The sequence below is a fragment of the Pseudomonas moraviensis subsp. stanleyae genome (assembly GCF_036283065.1).
Classification (GTDB): domain Bacteria; phylum Pseudomonadota; class Gammaproteobacteria; order Pseudomonadales; family Pseudomonadaceae; genus Aquipseudomonas; species Aquipseudomonas stanleyae.
The window spans coordinates 425,831-445,975 of record NZ_JAADJI010000002.1; the positions used below are offsets into that span (position 1 = coordinate 425,831).

The 20,145-nt window shown below is 56.6% G+C and carries 20 protein-coding genes, 1 tRNA gene and 1 pseudogene; 15 read left to right on the top strand and 7 right to left on the bottom strand.

Annotated elements, in window-relative coordinates; translation table 11 throughout:
• Nucleotides 1-12 precede the first annotated feature (12 nt).
• Together GXB78_RS04360 and GXB78_RS28080 are read left to right on the top strand one after the other, a co-directional pair.
• Nucleotides 13-2,415, top strand: coding sequence for a TonB-dependent receptor (locus GXB78_RS04360; RefSeq protein ID WP_329514457.1), 2,403 nt, complete (start codon nucleotides 13-15; stop codon nucleotides 2,413-2,415).
• A 218-nt stretch (nucleotides 2,416-2,633) separates the two neighbouring features.
• Nucleotides 2,634-2,909, top strand: a pseudogene (locus GXB78_RS28080) (cupin domain-containing protein); the annotation flags it as partial.
• Here the strand turns inward: GXB78_RS28080 and GXB78_RS28085 are convergent.
• The 5 genes from GXB78_RS28085 to GXB78_RS04385 all read right to left on the bottom strand — a co-directional run bounded on the left by GXB78_RS28085 (nucleotide 2,840) and on the right by GXB78_RS04385 (nucleotide 6,867).
• On the bottom strand, nucleotides 2,840-3,100 hold the full coding sequence (locus GXB78_RS28085; protein WP_408005101.1) for a hypothetical protein: 261 nt from the start codon (nucleotides 3,098-3,100) through the stop codon (nucleotides 2,840-2,842). The pseudogene GXB78_RS28080 and the gene GXB78_RS28085 overlap by 70 nt on opposite strands.
• 123 nt (nucleotides 3,101-3,223) lie before the next feature.
• Nucleotides 3,224-5,545, bottom strand: coding sequence for a hypothetical protein (locus GXB78_RS04370; RefSeq protein ID WP_329514458.1), 2,322 nt, complete (start codon nucleotides 5,543-5,545; stop codon nucleotides 3,224-3,226).
• A 25-nt stretch (nucleotides 5,546-5,570) separates the two neighbouring features.
• Nucleotides 5,571-5,645 (bottom strand) — tRNA-Lys (locus tag GXB78_RS04375).
• Between the two features lie 109 nt (nucleotides 5,646-5,754).
• Nucleotides 5,755-6,126, bottom strand: coding sequence for a low affinity iron permease family protein (locus GXB78_RS04380; protein ID WP_329514459.1), 372 nt, complete (start codon nucleotides 6,124-6,126; stop codon nucleotides 5,755-5,757).
• Nucleotides 6,127-6,234: 108 nt separating this feature from the next.
• On the bottom strand, nucleotides 6,235-6,867 hold the full coding sequence (locus GXB78_RS04385; RefSeq protein WP_329514460.1) for a dTMP kinase: 633 nt from the start codon (nucleotides 6,865-6,867) through the stop codon (nucleotides 6,235-6,237).
• A gap of 102 nt (nucleotides 6,868-6,969) precedes the next feature.
• Here GXB78_RS04385 and GXB78_RS04390 point away from each other — a divergent pair, with 102 nt between their 5' ends.
• From GXB78_RS04390 to GXB78_RS04450, 13 genes are all read left to right on the top strand, one after another.
• On the top strand, nucleotides 6,970-8,031 hold the full coding sequence (locus tag GXB78_RS04390; RefSeq protein ID WP_329514461.1) for an SDR family oxidoreductase: 1,062 nt from the start codon (nucleotides 6,970-6,972) through the stop codon (nucleotides 8,029-8,031).
• Between the two features lie 190 nt (nucleotides 8,032-8,221).
• Nucleotides 8,222-9,187, top strand: coding sequence for an alpha/beta fold hydrolase (locus tag GXB78_RS04395; protein WP_329514462.1), 966 nt, complete (start codon nucleotides 8,222-8,224; stop codon nucleotides 9,185-9,187).
• Between the two features lie 7 nt (nucleotides 9,188-9,194).
• Nucleotides 9,195-9,923, top strand: coding sequence for an enoyl-CoA hydratase/isomerase family protein (locus tag GXB78_RS04400; RefSeq protein WP_329514463.1), 729 nt, complete (start codon nucleotides 9,195-9,197; stop codon nucleotides 9,921-9,923).
• A gap of 503 nt (nucleotides 9,924-10,426) precedes the next feature.
• A complete protein-coding gene (locus GXB78_RS04405; protein WP_329514464.1) occupies nucleotides 10,427-10,942 on the top strand; it encodes an HvfX family Cu-binding RiPP maturation protein in 516 nt (171 codons plus the stop codon).
• 60 nt (nucleotides 10,943-11,002) lie between these two features.
• Entirely contained in the window at nucleotides 11,003-11,422 is a 420-nt protein-coding gene (locus tag GXB78_RS04410; protein ID WP_329514465.1) for an organic hydroperoxide resistance protein, read from the top strand.
• 112 nt (nucleotides 11,423-11,534) lie between these two features.
• Nucleotides 11,535-12,419, top strand: coding sequence for an HvfB family MNIO-type RiPP peptide maturase (locus tag GXB78_RS04415; RefSeq protein ID WP_329514466.1), 885 nt, complete (start codon nucleotides 11,535-11,537; stop codon nucleotides 12,417-12,419).
• Entirely contained in the window at nucleotides 12,412-13,203 is a 792-nt protein-coding gene (locus GXB78_RS04420; protein ID WP_329514467.1) for an HvfC family RiPP maturation protein, read from the top strand. The genes GXB78_RS04415 and GXB78_RS04420 overlap by 8 nt, the downstream gene beginning before the upstream one ends.
• A gap of 268 nt (nucleotides 13,204-13,471) precedes the next feature.
• Nucleotides 13,472-13,924 carry an HvfA family oxazolone/thioamide-modified RiPP metallophore gene (locus GXB78_RS04425; RefSeq protein WP_329514468.1) on the top strand — a complete coding sequence of 151 codons (453 nt, stop codon included), beginning with the start codon at nucleotides 13,472-13,474 and terminating at the stop codon, nucleotides 13,922-13,924.
• Between the two features lie 204 nt (nucleotides 13,925-14,128).
• Nucleotides 14,129-14,344 carry a tautomerase family protein gene (locus GXB78_RS04430; RefSeq protein WP_016774741.1) on the top strand — a complete coding sequence of 72 codons (216 nt, stop codon included), beginning with the start codon at nucleotides 14,129-14,131 and terminating at the stop codon, nucleotides 14,342-14,344.
• Nucleotides 14,341-14,997 carry a DsbA family oxidoreductase gene (locus GXB78_RS04435; RefSeq protein WP_329514469.1) on the top strand — a complete coding sequence of 219 codons (657 nt, stop codon included), beginning with the start codon at nucleotides 14,341-14,343 and terminating at the stop codon, nucleotides 14,995-14,997. The genes GXB78_RS04430 and GXB78_RS04435 overlap by 4 nt, the downstream gene beginning before the upstream one ends.
• Before the next feature lie 96 nt (nucleotides 14,998-15,093).
• Nucleotides 15,094-16,122, top strand: coding sequence for a D-cysteine desulfhydrase family protein (locus GXB78_RS04440; RefSeq protein ID WP_329514470.1), 1,029 nt, complete (start codon nucleotides 15,094-15,096; stop codon nucleotides 16,120-16,122).
• 86 nt (nucleotides 16,123-16,208) lie between these two features.
• Complete coding sequence (locus GXB78_RS04445; protein ID WP_329514471.1) at nucleotides 16,209-16,838, top strand: isochorismatase family cysteine hydrolase; 630 nt, start codon at nucleotides 16,209-16,211, stop codon at nucleotides 16,836-16,838.
• 112 nt (nucleotides 16,839-16,950) lie between these two features.
• Nucleotides 16,951-17,868, top strand: a complete 918-nt coding sequence (locus tag GXB78_RS04450) for a LysR substrate-binding domain-containing protein (protein ID WP_329514472.1) — start codon at nucleotides 16,951-16,953, stop codon at nucleotides 17,866-17,868.
• Between the two features lie 56 nt (nucleotides 17,869-17,924).
• On the opposite strand, the gene leuD is transcribed toward GXB78_RS04450, so the two are convergent.
• Nucleotides 17,925-18,530: a 3-isopropylmalate dehydratase small subunit gene (gene leuD / locus GXB78_RS04455; RefSeq protein WP_329514473.1), complete on the bottom strand. Its 606-nt coding sequence runs from the start codon at nucleotides 18,528-18,530 to the stop codon at nucleotides 17,925-17,927.
• 2 nt (nucleotides 18,531-18,532) lie between these two features.
• Nucleotides 18,533-19,954, bottom strand: coding sequence for a 3-isopropylmalate dehydratase large subunit (gene leuC, locus GXB78_RS04460; protein ID WP_329514474.1), 1,422 nt, complete (start codon nucleotides 19,952-19,954; stop codon nucleotides 18,533-18,535).
• Nucleotides 19,955-20,145 lie beyond the last annotated feature (191 nt).

Below are 20,145 nucleotides of genomic sequence, written 5' to 3' on the forward strand. Positions count from 1 at the left end.
GAGCTTCTTCCAATGCCCGCAGTATTCCCAGGTCGCTTGCGTCCGTTGTTGCAGTTGAGTCTTTTGCTGAGCCTGAGTGCCAGCCCTGTGTTGATCCAATCGAGCTGGGCCGATGACGGCAGCCGCCGCAGTTATCAGGTCCCGGCCGGTAGTCTGAGTGCGGCGCTGACACGTTTCGCCGGTCTCGCCGGGGTCAACCTGTCGGTGGATCCGGCGCTTGTCAGTGGCCGCAACAGCAATGGGTTGTCCGGTGAATATGGCGTGGAAGAGGGGTTTGGTCGGCTGTTGCTGGGTTCGGGGCTGCAACTGCAACCGGTCGGTGATCAGGCTTATACGCTGGTACCGGCAGCGCAAGGCAGCACCTTGCAACTCGCACCGACATCCATTCTTGGCGCGAGCGATTCGGCGGGTGCCGACGTCTTCGCCGGCGGCCAGGTTGCACGGCGTGGCTCGCAAGGGCTGTTGGGCTCGCGGGATTTCATGGAAACCCCGTTCAGCATGACCACCTACACCAGCGAAACGGTGAAAAACCAGCAGGCGCGCACGCTTGGCGACCTGATCGGCAGCGACCCTTCGGTACGCGCGACCAACCCGGCCGGTGGCCGCTATGAGCAGTTCACTATCCGTGGGTTCAGCCTGTTCAACAGTGACGTTTCCTACAACGGCCTCTACGGAATCTTGCCGACGTACACCATCGACATGGAAATGGCCGATCGCGTCGACATCCTCAGAGGCCCGAGCCAGTTGATCAACGGCATTTCGCCGCGGGGCAGTGTAGGAGGGGGGATCAACGTCGAGCCGAAACGCGCGACCGACAAGCCGATTACCTCGCTGACGGCCAATTACGCCTCGAACAACCAGGTCGGCGGCGCGGTGGATGTCGGGCGGCGCTTTGGCGAAGACAATCAGTTCGGCGTGCGCTTCAACGGCGTCAAGCAGTCCGGTGACACGGAATGGGATCACCAGAGTGTCGATCGCGACATGGCGGTCCTTGGCCTGGATTTCCGCGGTGAACGCTTGCGAGTTTCCACCGATATCGGCCACACCGAATGCGATACCGACGCACCGCAGGAACGCGTGCAAGTCGCCGCGAATGCCAGAGTGCCGAACGCCAATGATGTGCGCGACAACTATGCGCAACCCTGGAGCAAGGCGCGCACCAAAGACACCTTCGGTACGGTGAATGGGGAGTTCGATGTCAGTGATTCGGTCATGCTGTATGGCGGCGTCGGCGCGCGCAAAAGCAATCACGACTTCTTGCGCCATGCCGTTTCGGTGACTAACGACGCCGGTGATTTCAGCGTCCAGCCGCGCGACTTCACCCGAGACGAAAACGTCCGCACGGCTACCGCTGGCGTTCGTAACTGGTTCCAGACCGGACCGGTCAGCCATGAAGTGAATCTGGCGGCCAACTACTTTTATATGGACTTCGAAAACGGTGGCGCCCGTTACGCGGCCGGGCGCAGCAACCTCTACGAACCGGTGGAAATCGCCAGACCTGGCACGCCGACCCGCAATGACGCCAAGGTTTACACAGAAAACCGCTTCAGCGGCGTGGCTTTGTCCGACACCCTCGGTTTCTTCGACGATCGCCTGTTGCTGACTTTGGGGGCGCGTTGGCAGCGGGTCAAAGTCGATGACTGGAGCGACGGCATCAAGGGCGACACGGCCTACGATGAAGAAAAGGTCTCGCCATCGGGCGGCATTCTGTTCAAGGCAACCGACAAACTCTCGCTGTACGCCAACTACATGGAAGGCCTCAGCCAGGGCAAGATCGCACCATCGACATCGATCAACGAGGACGAAATCTTCCCGCCATTCGTCAGCCGCCAGATCGAAGTCGGCGCCAAGTACGACGCGGGCGCATATGCGCTGACGGCAGCAGTGTTTCGCATCAAACAACCTGCCTACGAAACTAACGCCGTTACGCGAGTCTTCGGCCCGAACGGCAAGCGCGAGAACAACGGCGTAGAACTGAGCGTGTTCGGCGAACCGCTCAAAGGCTTCCGGTTGCTCGGCGGTGTGATGTACATCGACAGCGAACTGACCCAAACCACCAACGGCACATTCGACGGCAACCGCGCACCGGCGACGCCGAAATATAACGTCAACCTTGGCGCGGAGTGGGACGTGCCGACTGTGCAGGGCTTGACGTTGACCAGTCGCGGTATCTACTCGAGTTCGCAGTATCTGGACCAATCGAACGACAAGGTAATCGACTCATGGGAACGGTTGGACGTAGGCACGCGCTATGCTTTCAGGCTGGACGAAAAGACCATTACCTTGCGCGCCAATGTCGAAAACGTACTGGATAAACGCTATTGGAGTTCGGCGGGTGCATCGGATGACAGTGAGCCGGGACTGACGCTTTCTACGCCGAGAACGTACCTGCTTTCGGCTACGGTGGATTTTTAAGTGGGCAGGGCAAATGTAGCGAACGTCGCCGATAATACGTTAACTACACTAAATGACCGTTTAGTTGAGCTAACAACGAATTTTGCGATAACAGTGGAGAAGGCCATGATTCAGGGTATTCCGAACGCAACGGATGTGATTACTGCGTTGAGTCTGAGCCTGATGTTGAAGACGATTATTACCGCAGGACCTCTCAGGGCGACCACCGCGACTGGCACGAAACGCAACGAGGCTCCCGATACCTGCTGACGTCGATCTACTATTTGCTCACGAAGCAATCACCGGGGGGGGGCATTTCCATTTCAATCACTCCGGCATCCTGCATTATTTCCAGCTGGGCGACGCCATCGAATAACTTGATCCACGCCGACGGCTCACTGCAGACGCTGGTGATGGGCATCGATGTTTTGGCAGGCCAGCAACTTCAACTGCACGTACCGGGTGGAATCTGGAAGCATCCAAATTGCTCGAAGGCTGAAACGGCTTTGGCCTGATCAGCGAAGCGGTTTCGCCAGGGTTTGATTTTGCCGATATGGAAATAGGTGATCGAGCAAAATTGACGGCGCAGTTTCCGCAGCATCGAGCACTGATTGAAAAGCTGACGCGTCGTGAAGAATGAGAGCTGCGTGTCGGGAAAATGCAGTTTGTAAGGAAACCTGGTTTTGAGGCGATTGCGCAGATTCAAATCCCTCGGCCAATCACGCCAACCGCGAAACATCTTGTTACGTGTAATGTATATTATGTTAAATCATGTATGTGAATGACCTCAGGCTTTAGATATCAGATCCACCACTCCCGACCTTTCAGGCTACCCAATGCCATTCGTTTGCAGCTTCAACAACCAGTGTCGTTCGGTAGTCCATCCGAGGAAAACCCGAGCGCCTTCGCTTGCTTGGCGAGTCTCCGTCAGCGGCGCTCCAGAAGCTGCTACTCGCAACCCTGTAATCGCCGGCAGAAACCGTTCACGAAATGCACGGGGCTGAGTCGCGAAATGACCTTCGATACGTTCAATCGCGAATTGCATTTCTGCCTCATCAAGCATCGCTAGATAAAACACCATCTGCCGCCAGGCATAAGCCGTATTTTTGATCACCACCAGGCTGGAGTGATAAAACCGCAACTTCATCTGCTGGCGCATGCATATCCATCTGAAGCATTCCTCGGCCATAGACGCCAGGCGATGCTGCAACAGCGCTTTCAACCCGAGCTCACCAAACAACAGCGAAAGGTTTTGCGTCGTCAGGATCTGTTGTTGCTCGATGATTTTCCCGTTGGTCGCCGGCCGCCATGAACCCGGGCGCTCATCTGCCCGCCGGGCGCACAATCTGGCCAATGCGTCCCTGGAACTCGCGTTGTACCTGGAAAATCTTTTGCGTCTGGATTTCGGTTGCTCAGGAAGCATCACCAATTGGCTTGCGTAAATGTCGTAGTAATTGGCGTATAGCGTGCCACCTATCAACGATGCCGCCTGCCTGGCAGCTCTTATGTACTTGTTCGAGAAAGCGCCCATGAAAATGTCCGAGGCAACTTCTTCAACAAAAGGCAGATCCAGCTTGGCCATCGCAGCAAGCGCAGCAAATTCCTGAATGAGTTTGTTGGGCAGGATCGCTTGAGGGAAAGCAGAAAGGGTCATTGCTGCGGATTCGATCAGGACCTGTCTGGCTGCCTCAGCGACCACCGCGTCCGTTTCTCGCTGGCCTTCAACAGCCGCCACCCAAGGCAATTCATTCATTTTGACCTGGCTTTGCAGATCCAACAGCAACAATGATCGGCGTTGTCGAAAGGCGCGATAAGTTGCGCTGGACAGCATCCGCAGCGAAGTATCGCGAAATCCAGCGCTGCACATCTCAGCCGTTATCGCTGGCAGCAGCCGCGCCACGGTATCCCCGGATGTGATCAGTCCTTTCTCGATCAACTCCGCAATTGTGCCCTTTCGACACTGCTCGACACGTCGACGAATTTCAGGCGGGATGCCGATACCTCCTGGCAGCGAATAGTCTGTCGCTTCTTCGCAGGTAACGGGTTGCAGCAGAGATCTAAAATCTGAAACGCCGTCCAGACCCGGATACCGGCTCAGGCGTCGGGCTACCGCTTTAGCGATCAAATGGTGCCCAGGTGCAGACACATGACTGCGCTGAGACTCTCTGTGCTTTTGATGAGATTCAGATTCGGGGTGACCATGCTTGCGTACGAAATCGTCTACGATCCTGCGAATTCGTCCGACTTGCCGTCCGGTAAGCGAAGCCGCATCGCTGGCGCAAAGCCCCAGCAGCGCATACAACTCCCCTGCCCGATCCCTCAAGTTTTCAGCTTCACACTGAGCGCTGGGGCAAGAAACATCGAACTGCTGCTTCAGAGTATTCGCCCGCTCAAACCAGCCATCTGGGTACTGCCGACAAGGCCAATCATCCTGATACGTTAGAAGGAAGAGCGGCACCGCAGAATCGTAAAGCGGCAAGCGAGTTTCAACGACATGTTTCTGCACTGCCACGCGAGTGTGTGCCGGGCGATTTGAAAGCACGGTTCTGACATCACCGACGGTAAAAACCTGAACTTGCCCCGCAGAAAGCGGCAAACCGTCAGAAGCCATCGGAAAGAATCGCAGTTGCTCAAAGAAGGGCGCTATCGCTTCAACCAGATCCCATGCGCTCTCTGTGCGCTGCTGCCCGATCAACCAGGCCACTGTCAGCAGTGCCGCCTCTTCTGGCACGTCGACCCGATAATCACTGCTCACCAGCTTCGTCTGCAGTACCTCGATCCCCTCCTCCGTAAGGTGCCAAGTGTTGAGATCTAGTCGCTCGAAGCCAGGACGGATACCTGGAATCGAAGCAGCCAGCTGTCGCTCGTACTCGGTTAGTGCGCCACCGGCCATGTACTGCCCGGTGGCGAAGCCCCCTGTCGCGACTTCCAGCGTGACCCATTCAGGGATATCGGCGAATGGCGTCCGTGAGCCATACGACGCGGATCCCTCGGATATATGCCTGATTACATTGCGCCAGCGCTCGATGCGCTTGCTCGTCTGCCCATCATTGTCGAGGCCCGACGCAGCGAATGCCCGAGACAGCTGAAAGGCTGCATAGCCAGCACCCAAGCTGACCTTTGCATTCAATTCCCTATCGTCCCTGGGCATGAGTCCTTCCGAGCCTGCGATGTTGTGGGTCCGGGGGCTGGATTCGAACCAGCGCCCACCCGGTTAAGAGCCGAGTGTTCTACCGCTGAACTACCCCGGAACAGAGCGCGGATTGTCCACCAGCGCTGAACGACTGTGAAGATCGAAAACATTACCGCTTGTGAACCGTCACGATAGCGACAGAAAAAAGACCCTAGCGAGCCCCATCATCATGGATCGGCTACATCAATCTCACTCGACTCACCCAGCGCACGATACCGATCCCGGAGTTTCCTCAGCTCGCGCGCCTCCATCTTCTCGAGACCCAGCGTGGCGTTCTGCGCTTCATTGGTGGCTCGTATCAGCTCATCGATCTTCAAATGCAGAATATCGTTGTCGCGGTTCTGGGTGTTTTGAATGAGGAACACCATCAGGAACGTGATGATGGTCGTCGAGGTGTTGATGATGAGTTGCCAGGTGTCGTTGTAGTGAAAGTACTGCCCTGTTCCAGCCCAGGCGATGATCAGAACGATCGCTGTCAAAAAGGTCTTCGGGCTACCTGCCCAGTTGGAAAGTGCCTGGCAAAAACGTGCAAATCTCATCTTGAAACCTCTGAATGAACCTAATCACTTGACCTCGCTTAGCGGTGAAATACTTTGTCATATTTGCGCCGCTCGTCGGCAGCGCAGATTTGCGCGCGTGCTCAGCAGTCAGTCCAAGGAAATACGCCGGCGGCTCAGCACCTGATTAACCTCCACGACCACCCGCCTCGTCGCCTCCTTGAGCGTTCCTTCATTGCGGCACAAAAACCAACCCCGATCGGCAGCGGCTTGCTCAAACGCCCGAGTGCAAGCGACATGCTCCTCCAGACCGCGAAGCACGGTACTACTCAAGCCGCGCCGTCGTGCCCCCGCCCTCGCCCACGAAATCTCCGCCGCTGTGACCACCCCGACATGCAGGTCTGGCACCTGAACGTCGCGATCAAGGTTTAATTTCAGGATTTCTGCGAACGGGACTGTCCGGCGAAATGCGGCCTCGGACGGGTACCAGCGATCGATCAGGATGATGCTGTCGGTGGGTTGTCTGGTCAGCACGTGCTGGGAAATCCAGCTGCGGCTATCAGCCAGGCGTCGGCAGACTTCCAGCTCCAGATCCCGGTCAGGATGTCGGACGAGTTGATTTACCAAGCGCATTGTCTCGCCCCTGAACGGGTCGCTTTTTTTCTCGCAAAGTCGGATGACTTTCTGGTTGTCAGCCCTCAGCGCTTCAGTGATCGCCTCCAATAGCGAGGTTTTGCCGACGCCTTTGGGGCCATCCAGAGCAACAAACAGCGGACGAGTCATTTTTCACAGGCTTTAACGGAGAGTGGCGAACACTCTAACGGATTTTCCGGTTGAACCTCTGTTGCTCACACGGACTCCCAAATTCACATCCAGGAGAAACCTATGACCCAGACAGCTTTAGTCGTGGGCGCCAGCGGCATTGTCGGCAGCGCCATCACCCAGTTACTCATCGACAACAAATGGCAGGTCGCCGCCCTTTCGAGGCATCCATCGCAAGCGCAAGGCGTGATCCCTGTCGCGGCAGATCTTCAGGATCCGGCTTCGCTGGAACAGGCGCTGGCGGGTTTGAAACCCACGCATGTATTCATTACCACATGGTCACGCCAAGCCACGGAAGCCGAGAACATTCGCGTCAATGCGGCCATGGTGCGCAACGTCCTCGCCGCCATTCGCCCAGCCAAAAGCGTCAAACACGTAGCACTGGTTACCGGCCTGAAACACTACCTCGGCCCGTTCGAAGCCTATGGTAAAGGCAGCCTGCCACAGACACCGTTTCGCGAAGAACAGGGTCGGCTGGATGTCGAGAACTTCTATTACGCCCAAGAAGACGAACTCTTCGCCGCTGCCGAAACGGATGGCTTCACCTGGAGCGTTCATCGCCCGCATACCGTTACTGGGGTAGCCGTGGGCAACGCGATGAACATGGCAACCACCCTCGCCGTCTATGCCTCGATTTGCAAAAAAACCAATCGCCCTTTCGTGTTTCCCGGATCAAGGGTGCAGTGGGACAGCCTCACCGACATGACCGATGCGCGGCAGTTGGCGAAACAACAATTGTGGGCGGCCACCACCCCGGCTGCGGCTAACCAGGCATTCAATATCACCAATGGCGACGTGTTTCGCTGGAAATGGATGTGGGGTCGAATCGCCGAATACTTCGACTTGCCTGCTGCCGACTATCCTGCGTCCCCCTCTCCTCTAGAGAAACAGATGGCTGATGATCAAACGGTCTGGACGCAAATAGTCGCGGAGCACGGCCTGAAAGAATCCGATATCAGTCGCCTGATTTCCCCATGGCATACCGATGCGGATCTCGGTCGACCGATCGAAGTGGTCACGGACATGTCGAAAAGCCGCCTGATGGGCTTCACTGCCTACCAGGCGAGTGATCAGGCATTTTTCGACGTGTTCGACAAACTGCGAGAGATGCGCTTGATACCTTAGGCTGTTCCAGACCCGCCATTACAAATACACCGCGCTCCAACAAGGGCGCGCGGGGACTTGCGGGTGTGTATCGCTGTGTAAGTTTCCCCGGGAAACATACCGGCGATTACAAAACCGATACAGGGTGGATACATCGAGGTGGCACCGTTATCCGACGCCTCATTTTCCACCCTTCAGTCGGAGCCCTCCTATGAGTAAATTGCTGTCTGCCCTGGCCCTTGGTTGCGCCTTGGGTGTGTCTCTTTCCAGCACTACCCAAGCTGCCGAGTCTGCGGGATATCCCACCGCGCAACTGGCCGTTGCCTACCGAAGTATCAAGGTCGATGACCTGACGATTTTCTACCGTGAAGCCGGTCGGCCAGATGCGCCTACCTTATTATTGCTGCACGGTTTCCCCAGCTCTTCGCGCATGTATGACCCGCTGCTGGCGCGGCTGGCTGAGCATTACCATCTGGTTGCGCCGGACTATCCGGGCTTTGGTCATAGCGATGCGCCCGATCCCAAGGCGTTTTCCTATACCTTCGATCATCTGGCCAGTGTAATGGAGCACTTCACTGAAACGTTGGGGCTGAAAAGTTATGCGCTGTATGTTCAGGATTACGGCGGCCCGGTGGGCTTCAGGATGATGCTGGCTCATCCTGAACGGTTGCAGGCGCTGATTGTTCAGAATGCAGTGTCCCATGAGGATGGTTTGGGGCCGTTGTGGCAAAAACGTCGTGAGTTCTGGGCCAATCGGGCGGCAAACGAGGCGGGACTGCGGGCGAGTTTTTTCTCCTTCGCGACCACTCGGCAACGGCATGTGGGGGCCAACCCGAATGTCGAGCTTTTCAATCCGGATCTGTGGACCGATGAATTCAACTTCCTGAACCAGCCGCAGCAAGCGGATATACAAAGTGACCTTTTCTACGACTATCGCAACAACGTGGCCAGCTATCCGAAGTGGCAAGCATGGTTGCGCGAACATCAACCGCCGACCCTGGTGGTGTGGGGCAAGTTTGATCCGTCTTTTGATGTGGCTGAGGCCGAGGCGTATCGCCGGGATTTGCCGAATGCCGAGATTCATGTATTGGAGGCCGGGCATTTTGCGCTGGATGAGCAGCCTGGGCAGATTGCCGGGTTGGTGGGGGCATTTCTTGGTGAGCATATGAGGGAGTGAATTCGGCTTGACTGGCTTGTTTGCAACACTGGCTTCCATCAACAGAAACAAAGTGGTGGTCTTTGAAAGCAAGGTTCCTGGTTTCTTCCTGACCCACTACGACTTTGCGGAGCCTCTGGAGCGGACCCTGGAAATGCCTAACGGGAAGACCGGCCTACCGCCACTTCCGGACATGCTGGTACGCCTGAGTAAGTCCCCGGTGGTTTCCATCTCGATGATCAACGGCCGCGCCTCAGGCGTAGGCAGCGAACTGGCCCTGGCCAGCGATATGCGTTTTGCCAGCGACAAGGCAGTGCTGTCCCAATTTGAAATTGGCGCCGGCTTCGTCCCTGGTGGAGGCCCAATGGCACGTCTGCCGCGTCTCATCGGCCGCGGCCGCGCATTAGAGGTCTTGCTGAGCGGTAGCGACATCGACGGCAAGCTGGCCGAGCGTTATGGCTACGTAAACCGCAGTTTCCCCGAAGGTGAACTGAACGGGTTTGTCGACACTCTGGCTCGCCGCATTGCCACCTTCGACAAGCAGTCTCTGGGCGAGATCAAGGATCTGGTGAACATAGCCTCCTTGCCCCCAAACGAAGACATCGGTAAGGAATGGACAGGTTTTCTCAACTCGGTTCGACGCCCCGCAGCCCAGCACCATATCGGCCGGCTCATGGAACTAGGCCTGCAACAAAAAGCCGATGTGGAAATCAACCTCCCCAAATATACCGGCCAGGTCAGCGCCGAGAAAAAATGAACCGCAGATAACTGCGACAGCACTGATTTACAGGGCTGGGCCAGGCTTAGCCCTTCACTCCAGCAAAATATCTGTCATGCCGCCGCTGCATTCAACGCCTGGCAGACTCGCATTCGCGCGCTGTTCACGCACGGGTTGACCAGCACACCGCTGCTACAACTGACCAATCCTCGGGACATTCCTCTGCCAATACAGATTATTGGCGGGCAGAAAATCACTACGCCCCGCCAGAAATCCTCCCGCCATTCACCGGCAGAACGCAGCCGATCGTATATCCCAACTCCAAAATAGCGCCTTCGACAGGCATCGCTCTGTATCCAAGTGTGTACGGACGCAAACACGTTACACAACATTGATCTTCCCGCCCCCTCAGACACAAGCGAGATACACCAGCACGATGAACTGCGCCCACGGCCAGCGCAGTGCTCCTGTGCCTGACACCTGTCATTGGGAGCACCTGAAGGGCTTCCACTTTCTTGACGACAAGTCGGAGGATTAAACCAATGCAAACAAACGCGTTATCGGTCTTGAATCGCCTGCACCTTAATCTTGATCTCGCTGGAGACTGGATCGCCCCTTTGAGCCTGCGCGTGTTTCTGGCCTGGGAGTTTTTTGAAGCGGGATGGGAAAAGTGGAACGGTGAGAACTGGTTCCCCAGCATTCAAGGGGCCTTTCCTTTTCCCTTCAATCAGCTGCCGGCTACGTTCAATTGGCAGTTATCCATGTGGGCAGAACTGCTCTGTTCCATCGCTTTGCTTGTAGGCCTGGGAACACGTCTTTCGGCACTGATCCTCATAGTGGTCACCGTCGTGGCAACTGCCGCAGTTCACTGGCCAGCACACTGGTCAACGTTGAGCGAACTGGCTATGGGGTACTCCATCAGCAACAAAGGCTACGGCAACTTCAAACTTCCTTTGATCTACCTCGTAGCACTTCTGCCACTGCTGTTCACAGGCGCCGGCAAGCTGAGCCTGGATGCATTCATCGGTCGGTATCTCAAGCGCTTGAATGCACGCTGAGTGTTATCGCGTCACCAAGGTTATCGCCCTCAACCCCGCTAGTTAATCAGGAGTTTCACCATGACTCATATTGATAAAGTGCTGTACACCGGCAAAGTCCATACCTCCTCGGGTGGACGAAATGGCACCGCCCTCAGTGACGACGGCCGACTGGATATAAAGCTGTCGTCGCCTGGCACCTCTGGCGCCGGTACCAACCCAGAGCAGTTGTTCGCCGCTGGTTGGTCGGCCTGTTTTACCGGCGCGATGGGGCTTGCGGCGAGCAAGCTGAAAGTCACCCTTCCGGTTGACCTTGCCGTCGACGCCGAAGTGGATCTAGGCACAACCGATGGCGCTTATTTCCTCCAGGCTCGCCTCAACGTCTCCCTTCCCGGGCTGGATCGCAACGTCGCTCAAGACCTGATCGACACCGCACACCAGACATGCCCGTACTCCAAAGCGACGCGGAACAACATCAACGTGGTGATCAACCTCGTTTGAGAAGAACCGTGGCGGGTTTCAATCACCCGATTCACACCCCCCGGCTGCCAGCGGTAACCGTGGAGGTGCTGTGGATCGGGGGTTTCAGACGTCGAATCGGAGTATTGAGTTCATGCAAACGAACACTTCATCACCAACGCATTTAGATCCACAGCTCCCCCTGGAGGCGACCGTCGGGCTCGGGTTGCGCCGTGCGCTGCTCAATACGCTTCGTGACGCTCCAGTCGGGGATTTCGATTTTCTAGAGGTTGCCCCAGAGAACTGGATCGGCATCGGCGGCGCGCATGGAGCGGCCCTGCAGATGCTAGCTGAACGCTACCCGCTGTCATGCCATGGTCTATCACTTTCGCTGGGTGGCAGTGCGCCCCTGGATGAGTCTTTCCTTGAGCAAGTACGCGGGTTTCTTGATCGCTTCAACGTGCCGTTCTATAGCGAACACCTGAGTTACTGCAGTGACGATGGCCATTTATACGACCTGCTGCCGTTGCCATTCACTGAGGAGGCCGTTCATCACGTTGCGGCGCGCATCCGTCGTGCACAGGACATTCTTGGTCGTCGTCTTGCTGTAGAGAACGTCTCTTACTACGCCGCTGGTCATCAGGACATGGACGAACTCAGTTTTACCAATGCAGTGCTCCGCGAGGCCGATTGCGACCTGTTGCTCGACGTAAACAATGTGTACGTCAACTCGGTAAACCACCGCTTTGATCCAGCGGTTTTCCTCGCCGGCCTGGAACCAGAACGCGTAATCGCCATGCATGTGGCTGGCCATTATGACGAAGCCGAGGACCTGATCATCGACACCCATGGTGCCTCGGTCAAACCCGTAGTCTGGTCATTGCTGGGCCAGGCTTATGGCCTCTTTGGTGTGAAGCCAACGCTGCTGGAGCGCGATTTCAACTTTCCGTCCTACGACGAACTGGTGGTTGAGCTGAACACCATCAGGCGCTTGCAACGCGACGCGGATGCTTTGTTGCGGGTGACTGTCGATGGCTGACTCCACTTCAAGTTTGCACAGTCAGCAGCTCGCACTGACCCGGTACCTGCGTGACCCGGACAGTTATGCGCCGCCTGCGCAGATGAATCCCGAGAGAGCACAGGTCTATCTCAACCTGGTGTTGAACAATCTGTTGGGGTTGCTGGGTGGGACGTTTCCGGTGCTGGTTGCCGTGCTGGGTGATGCCGGTTGGCGTGCGCTGGTGCGACGTTTTTTGCGTGACTACCGCGCGCAAACGCCACGCTTCGGAGAAATTGCTCGTGAGTTTGTAGACTTCGTAGCGAGCCTGGAAGACTCGCCCGGTCACGAACACCCCTGGTACCCGTTCTTGCCTGAATTGGCTCATTACGAGTGGGTGGAAATGGCGCTGCAACAGTTGGACGCTGCGCCGTTAAAAGCCAGTGAAGCCGCGCATTTACTCGACCGTCCCCTCAGGCTTTCCCCGCTCGCCTGGCCGCTGGCTTACACCTGGGCCGTGCATCGTCTCGGGCCGGGGCACCTGCCTTGTGACGTTCCAGGGCAACCAACGTTGCTGCTGATAAGCCGGGTGCCGAGTGGTCAAGTGCAATTCTCCCAGGTCAGCCCTCTCGCGTTCCGTTTGTTGCAGCGGATCGAGCAGTTCCCTGACATGGATGGTCGAGCGCAGTTGCACGCTTTGGCTGCGGAGGCTGGTGCAACAGACGTGACCGGCTTCGTTGCTGACGCACTGGTGCTGCTGCGCCAGCTGCATGAGCAAGCTGCCGTCGGCGTAGCCGCGACACCCGTTTTAAAGCTGTTGTCCTGACTGACGGACAAAGGCTGAGGCAGGTTTTTTGTATCTCTATGTACCCAAACGCTAAGTCCTGGGATTGGCTTACAAATGCTCCGCTCGCCGATACATCGCCGATACATGACTCCCGCTAAATAGGCCTACCCGAACAAGGACGCTCTGTCGAAGTGGAAGACGCTTGCGCCCTTCGCCTCGAGCTTCCTTGAGGGTCTATCCGCCCTGTGGCATGAACCGCGGCCTCGCCGCGCAAAGCATCTGGAGAAGCACTATGTACCGTAAACCAATGTCGAACAAAACCAGTCTTGGCCTGGCCGCTTTCGCTTTAGCCGGTGGCATGAGCCTGGCATCGTCTGCGGCTTTTGCTGTTGAGCCATTGCCCCAAGGCTACCAACTGGCATCGGCCGATAAAACCGGCGAAGGCAAGTGTGGCGAAGGCAAATGCGGCGCCAGCGAAGCCAGCGACAAGTCCGCTACTGCCGAAGGCAAGTGCGGTGAAGGCAAGTGTGGGGACGACTCTTTCGCTCGCACAGACACCGATCATGATGGCCTCGTCTCTCTTAAAGAACTGCTGGCTGTAGCGCCTCAGGGCGGTGAAGAATTCAAAGCGATGGACACCAACCACGATGGTTTTCTTTCGGAAGGTGAGGTCTACAAGTTCAGAACCAACCAGTACATTTCCAACGGCAAGAAAGTACCCACCGAGCTATTTACCCGCATGAGCAAAGCGCAGAACTGATTCCTCCAGCCGTAGCATTCGCCCTCCCCGCGCTTGCAGCCAGGGAGGGCGATTTACCTTCTGCAAAGCCCCCGGTTGTATTGATTACACCGCGTTATAAGTGATGTTCTCCGCCCCTGATTTATCCCCTGAACGCAACACTCTAAAGTTCATCCCACTGCTCCCCTCATCATGTCGATGGGGCGCCTACTGGAGACTTATCCCATGCCTTTCATCAGCGTTCGTATCACTCGCGACGGCGTTACCAAAGAACAGAAATCTCAAGTCATCGCTGAGATCACCAAAACCATGCAAACCGTCCTCAACAAGGACCCGCACCTCACCCATATCGTTATTGAAGAGGTCGACACCGATAACTGGGGCTATGCCGGAATTACCACCACCGAGTACCGCCAACAACTGACGGAGTCGAAGAAATGACTTTTCCCGTCCGTATCGACTTTGTGTCGGATGTCGTGTGCCCCTGGTGCGCACTGGGCGCCACGGCGCTGGAGCAAGCCATCGCGAATGTTGCCGGCGACGTTGCAGTGGAGCTGACTTTCAAGCCCTTCGAACTGAACCCCGACATGCCGGTCGAGGGCGAGCACGCCATCAAGCATATGATGCGCAAATATGGGCGCAGCGCCGAAGAAGTCGCCTCGCGCAATGAAATGATCGTCGCGCGTGGCAAGGCCATCGGTTTTCAGTTCGACCTGGAAAAGCGCAGCCATTTCTACAACACTTTCGATGCCCATCGCCTTCTGCTGTGGGCCGTGCAGGAAGGCCGCCAGGTCGCACTGAACAGAGTCCTGCTCAAGGCTTATTTCACCAATGGCGAGAACCCCAGCGACCACGAAACTCTGGTGCGCCTGGCCGGTGAAGCGGGACTTTCAACCACCCGCGCCCACGAGATTCTGGCCAGCGAGGCATTCGCTGGCGAGGTACGTGAACTTGAAAGGTTTTACCTTGAACGCGGGATCAACTCGGTCCCGGCCATGGTGCTGAACGGTCGTCAGTTGGTATCCGGATCGCTATCAGTCAAGGAATACGAACAAATCCTCCGGCAAATGGCACGAGAGCCCGCCACAGCCTGAGAAAGCGATTTAACTGCAATCCCAGTTATTAAGCATTTCGCCGGGGCTTGTTGAAGTGACCGCCCCGCTCCTTCCATCAACGTCAAGTGAACCGTCATGCCTCACGACTTGAATCAACTGGAAACTGCGCTGGCTGCTTACCCCCGGGTGGCGCTGCTGGAAGGCCCGACACCGATTCAGAAGCTGTCGCGCCTGAGCCGGGCAGCCGAACTGCATGGCTGCAACCTGTACGTCAAACGCGATGATCTGATGGGCCTCGGCGGTGGTGGTAACAAACTGCGCAAACTCGAATTCCTGCTTGGCGAAGCATTGGCCGAAGGCGCCGACACACTGGTTACCTGGGGCGGTTTTCAATCCAATCACGCCCGGTTGACCGCCGCCGTCGCGGCCCGCCACGGTTTGGCCTGCGGGCTTATCCTGACCCCGTCGGCGGTGCGCAGCGATGACGATTTTTGCCATAACGGCAACGTATTGCTCGATGGCCTGTTTGGCGCAAAGCTCCATCGGCTGGCGCGGGGTTTGACGCCGGACAGCTACGCTGACGAATTGCTCAGCACGCTGAGAAGCCAAGGCAAAAAACCCTTCCTCATACCCTTGGGCGGCTCCAGCCCCAGGGGCAGTCTGGGCTACGCCGCTTGCGCGGGGGAGATTCTCCGCCAGGCAGACGCGCTCGGTGTGCGATTCGAGCGGATCATCATCCCCAACGGTAGCGCCGGAACCCATTCAGGACTGCAGGCAGGTCTTGCACTGGCTCGATCATCAACCGAAGTTATCGGCTACTCGGTGTTGGCAACAGAGGAGCAGGCCACGGCGGCGACCTTGGGCAAAACTCGGGAAACCTTGCAGCTCCTGGACCCGTCCGCAACCCTCGTGGAAAGCGCAATCACTGTGGATGGCAGTCAACGTGGCGACGCCTACGGCGCACCCACCGAATCGATGCTCGAAGCGGTTCGGCTGCTGGCCTCCGTTGAGGGCTTGCTGACGGATCCGGTCTACGGTGGCAAGGCCTTCGCCGGGTTGCTCGCTGCCGTGCGCCAAGGCGACTACCCGGCGGGAAGCAATCTGCTGTTTGTGATGACCGGCGGCTTGCCTGGCCTCTTTGCCTACCGCAGCGCCTTCAACTGACTTGAGCTTTTTCGTCGTCATAAAAAACTGATGCTCCCGGGCAAGCCCACCGCATCGCTCATTCAACTTTTGTGGAGTACATCGTCATGTCGAGCGCCCCTTATCCGCTCAATCGCACTGCTTATCTGCTGGTCGATCCGTACAACGATTTCCTCTCGGAAAACGGCAAGGTCTTCCCCTTGATCAAGCCGATTGCCGAACAGGTCGGGCTGCTCGACAACCTGCGGGCCCTCGATCGCGCCGTACGGGCGCAGAACATTCCGGTGGTCATCGTGCCGCACCACCGCTGGGAACACGGCGACTACGAAGGCTGGGATCATCCAACACCGACCCAGTGCAAAATCATGCACATGCACCACTTCGCACGCGGTGAATGGGGCGGCGAATGGCATCCCGATTTCGCGCCGAAGGATGGCGACATTGTCGTGCAGGAACATTGGGGCTCCAGCGGCTTTGCCAATACCGACCTTGATTTTCGCCTGAAGCAGAAAGGCATCACCCACGTCATTATCGTCGGCCTGCTCGCCAATACCTGCATCGAAGCGACCGCCCGCTACGCCTCGGAACTGGGCTACCACGTCACCTTGGTGCGTGATGCGACCGCCGCATTCCGTGCGGAAATGATGCACGCCGCCCACGAGTTGAACGGGCCGACTTTCGCTCATTCGATCGTCACCACCCAGGAATTGATTGCTGCGCTGGCAGTGCAGGAGTAATGGCGATGAACCTCACCGGACTGCGAACTTGCACTCGCCCCATAGAACGCTGATAACCTGAATCGCTGTTATTATTCCCGCACGACAGGTAAATGGCGGCTTTATTCGGTATATGAACACGAATCGTGAGCAGTTTCCGTTGCCGGAAGATTTAAAAGTCTTCCTTACTGTTATCCGAAAAAACGGTTTCGCGAATGCCGCTGAAGAGTTGGGTTATTCACCTGCCTACATAAGCAAACGCATTTCCGTACTTGAGTCGACTCTAGCCACAAAGCTGCTGCACCGCACAACAAGACGTATCGCGCTGACTGACGACGGAGAACGAGCCCGGCAATGGGCAGAAAAATTGCTGGGAGACCTCCAGGAATTTCTTGGCGAAATATCCGCAGCGCGGCATCAACCTACAGGGTCGTTGCATATTTGTAGCAGCTTCGGTTTTGGACGTAACCACGTAGCACCAGCGATCTGCAAACTATCGCAGACCTACCCGAAACTCGATATTCGTCTGGACGTGTTTGACCGTGTAGTCGATCTCGTCGGCGAGGGATTTGACCTTGAGATACGTGTCGGGGATGACCTGCCGGGTCAGCACCTGGGCCGAAAACTTGTGAGCAATCGACGAGTGCTGTGTGCGACTACGGAGTATCTGGAGCGGCGAGGCATGCCTCACTCATTAGATGACCTGACAGCTCATGATTGCTTGGTACTGAAAGAGCGAAATAACGCATTCGGCGTCTGGGACCTGACAAAGGATGGACAAGAAGAGTCGGTGCGCGTGAGCGGCCCGTTGTCTTCCAACAACGGTGAGATTGTTCTGGAATGGGCATTGAGCGGTGGAGGGATCTTGTTGCGGTCGATGTGGGACGTTAAACCGATGTTGGAACAAGGACGACTGGTGCAAGTACTTCACGAATACACTCAAAGTGCGAACGTATGGGCTGTGTACCCCACCAGACTTAGCGAGTCGGCGAAATTGAGGGTTTGTGTCGAGTTTCTCGAAGAGTATTTTCGCCATCTATCGGTTGAGTGATGCCCTGGCGGTAGAGTTCAGCATGCGATCTACCGTCCACACTGTTTCCATCTGGATCACAACCAGGGATTCTCTGACAGATACCGAGTTTCAAAGCTGCGAATCTGTTCGGTACGCTGAAGCGTGGTGCCAATGGCATCCAGGCCGAGTAACAGCGACTGCTTACGCAATTGATCAATCTCAAAGTGAATAACTGCACCGTCAGCTAATCCGATCGTTTGCTCTGGCAGATTCACGTTGATCTTCGCTGTTGCTGAGTTGCTGATAACGCCTGCTATTTGTTTCAGTTGCGCTTCGGACACCTGGATGGCCAGCACGCCGTTTCGCTGGCAGTTGTCATAAAAAATACCGGCAAAGCTGGTGCCAATGAGTGCTCTGATACCAACTTGCTTCAAGCCCCAGACGGCATGCTCGCGGCTTGATCCACAACCAAAGTTTGGTCCGACCACCAGAAAAGCGGCAGCGTTCCAGGCGGGCCGATTGAGAATGAACTCCGGATTGGGTTCGCCGGACTCAAGGAATCGCAGATCGAAGAACAGGCCTTGGTCCAGCCCCTTGCGATCGATCCCCTTGAGGAACTGCTTGGGCATGATGACGTCGGTGTCGATGTTGGAAGCCAAAAACGGTGCTGCATTGCCGATTACCGTGGTGAAAGGTTGCATGTTCACGCCTCCAGAGCGAAAGATCGAACGTCAGTCAAATGCCCGGTAATCGCCGCCGCAGCGACCATCGCCGGGCTCATCAGATGGGTGCGCGCACCGGCGCCCTGCCGGCCTTCAAAGTTGCGATTGGTACTGGATGCACACCGGTCACCGGGTGCGAGCACGTCATCATTCATGGCCAGGCACATCGAACAGCCCGATTGCCGCCACTCAAAACCCGCGTCCAGGAAAATCTGCGCGAGCCCCTCCTCTTCGGCCAGGCTACGCACCAACGTCGATCCCGGGACGATCATTGCTCGCACATGGGCAGCGACTCGTTTACCGCGCACCACCCGTGCAACATCACGCAAGTCTTCAATCCTGGCATTGGTGCAGGAACCAATGAACGCATGGCTAATCATCACTTCGCTGAGCGGCATTCCGGGTACCAGGCCCATGTAGTCCAAGGCTCGTTGCATGCCCTGACGCAATATGAGGTCTGTCTGGGTGGCCGGATCTGGCACACGACTTCCAACCGGCGCCGCCTGATCAGGGCTCGTACCCCAGGTGACCATGGGTTCCAGCGCACCAACATCGAGAGTGACTTCACGATCAAACACAGCACCTTCGTCGCTATGCAGTCCTCTCCATTTCGCGACTGCCTGCTCCCACATTTCGCCTTGAGGTGCGCGGGGCCTGGATTGCAGGTAGGCAAAGACTTTTTCGTCCGGTGCCATGAAGGCGCCTCTCGCGCCAGCTTCTACAGCCATGTTGCAGATGGTCATTCTGGCTTCAACGCTGAGGTCGTTGATCGCCGGCCCCGCGAACTCAATCGCGTAACCTGTGGCGCCCGAAGCTCCGATCTTTTCGATCAGAGCCATGATGATGTCCTTGGAGGTGACGCCGGTTCCGAGTAAACCGCTCACCGTTACACGCATGGTCTTCAAGCATTTGTAGACCAGCGTCTGTGATGCCAGCAAGTGTTCTATTTCGGAGGTGCCGATGCCGAAACCAAACGCGCCCAATGCACCATAGGTCGTGGTATGACTGTCGCCGGCTGCGACGATCATGCCCGGCAGTATGAAGCCTTGCTCAGGCGCTACGACGTGTTCAATGCCTTGACGTTTATCGAGAACATCGAACAGTTCAATTCCGAAGTCTCGGCAGTTTTCTTCGAAGTAAGAGACCTGTTGTGCGCCGCCCGCATCGGGCATTGTGGCAATACGAATTGGAGCAGTCGGGTTAACGTGGTCTACCACCGCCAGAGTAGCGCTCGGGCGCCAGGCGTGGCGACCTGCTTCACGCATACCGCTAAAGGCCTGTGGACTTGTGTATTCATTAGCGACTTGGCGGTCAATGTATAAAAGAACATGGCCCTGATCATCGAGAGCACAAACAGTGTGGCTGTCGATGTGTTTCTGATAGAGCGTTCTGGGGCTATTCATTGAATGGGCTCTTTTTCAGGTCTAAGCAAGAATACGGGTGCGTTCAGCTTATTTTCGCCGCAGATTCCGTATCAATAGCGATAAGGTGAAGGCGTTGTGCACGGTGCGTGAATAATCGAGAGTGCTATTGGAGGTGAGCATGGCCACTGCCAGCAAAGTCAGTCGTTACTCAAGACTCAAATAGGCGCTTG

Coding starts and splice junctions, on each gene's coding strand:
- leuD (WP_329514473.1), bottom strand. CDS start 18,530: ATGCAACCTTTCACCACGGTAATCGGCAATGCAGCACCGTTTTTGGCT.
- GXB78_RS04395 (WP_329514462.1), top strand. CDS start 8,222: ATGAGTAAATTGCTGTCTGCCCTGGCCCTTGGTTGCGCCTTGGGTGTG.
- GXB78_RS04390 (WP_329514461.1), top strand. CDS start 6,970: ATGACCCAGACAGCTTTAGTCGTGGGCGCCAGCGGCATTGTCGGCAGC.
- GXB78_RS04450 (WP_329514472.1), top strand. CDS start 16,951: ATGAACACGAATCGTGAGCAGTTTCCGTTGCCGGAAGATTTAAAAGTC.
- GXB78_RS04405 (WP_329514464.1), top strand. CDS start 10,427: ATGCAAACAAACGCGTTATCGGTCTTGAATCGCCTGCACCTTAATCTT.
- GXB78_RS04370 (WP_329514458.1), bottom strand. CDS start 5,545: ATGCCCAGGGACGATAGGGAATTGAATGCAAAGGTCAGCTTGGGTGCT.
- GXB78_RS04435 (WP_329514469.1), top strand. CDS start 14,341: ATGACTTTTCCCGTCCGTATCGACTTTGTGTCGGATGTCGTGTGCCCC.
- GXB78_RS04385 (WP_329514460.1), bottom strand. CDS start 6,867: ATGACTCGTCCGCTGTTTGTTGCTCTGGATGGCCCCAAAGGCGTCGGC.
- leuC (WP_329514474.1), bottom strand. CDS start 19,954: ATGAATAGCCCCAGAACGCTCTATCAGAAACACATCGACAGCCACACT.
- GXB78_RS04445 (WP_329514471.1), top strand. CDS start 16,209: ATGTCGAGCGCCCCTTATCCGCTCAATCGCACTGCTTATCTGCTGGTC.
- GXB78_RS04430 (WP_016774741.1), top strand. CDS start 14,129: ATGCCTTTCATCAGCGTTCGTATCACTCGCGACGGCGTTACCAAAGAA.
- GXB78_RS04360 (WP_329514457.1), top strand. CDS start 13: ATGCCCGCAGTATTCCCAGGTCGCTTGCGTCCGTTGTTGCAGTTGAGT.
- GXB78_RS04425 (WP_329514468.1), top strand. CDS start 13,472: ATGTCGAACAAAACCAGTCTTGGCCTGGCCGCTTTCGCTTTAGCCGGT.
- GXB78_RS04440 (WP_329514470.1), top strand. CDS start 15,094: ATGCCTCACGACTTGAATCAACTGGAAACTGCGCTGGCTGCTTACCCC.
- GXB78_RS04410 (WP_329514465.1), top strand. CDS start 11,003: ATGACTCATATTGATAAAGTGCTGTACACCGGCAAAGTCCATACCTCC.
- GXB78_RS04415 (WP_329514466.1), top strand. CDS start 11,535: ATGCAAACGAACACTTCATCACCAACGCATTTAGATCCACAGCTCCCC.
- GXB78_RS04380 (WP_329514459.1), bottom strand. CDS start 6,126: ATGAGATTTGCACGTTTTTGCCAGGCACTTTCCAACTGGGCAGGTAGC.
- GXB78_RS04420 (WP_329514467.1), top strand. CDS start 12,412: ATGGCTGACTCCACTTCAAGTTTGCACAGTCAGCAGCTCGCACTGACC.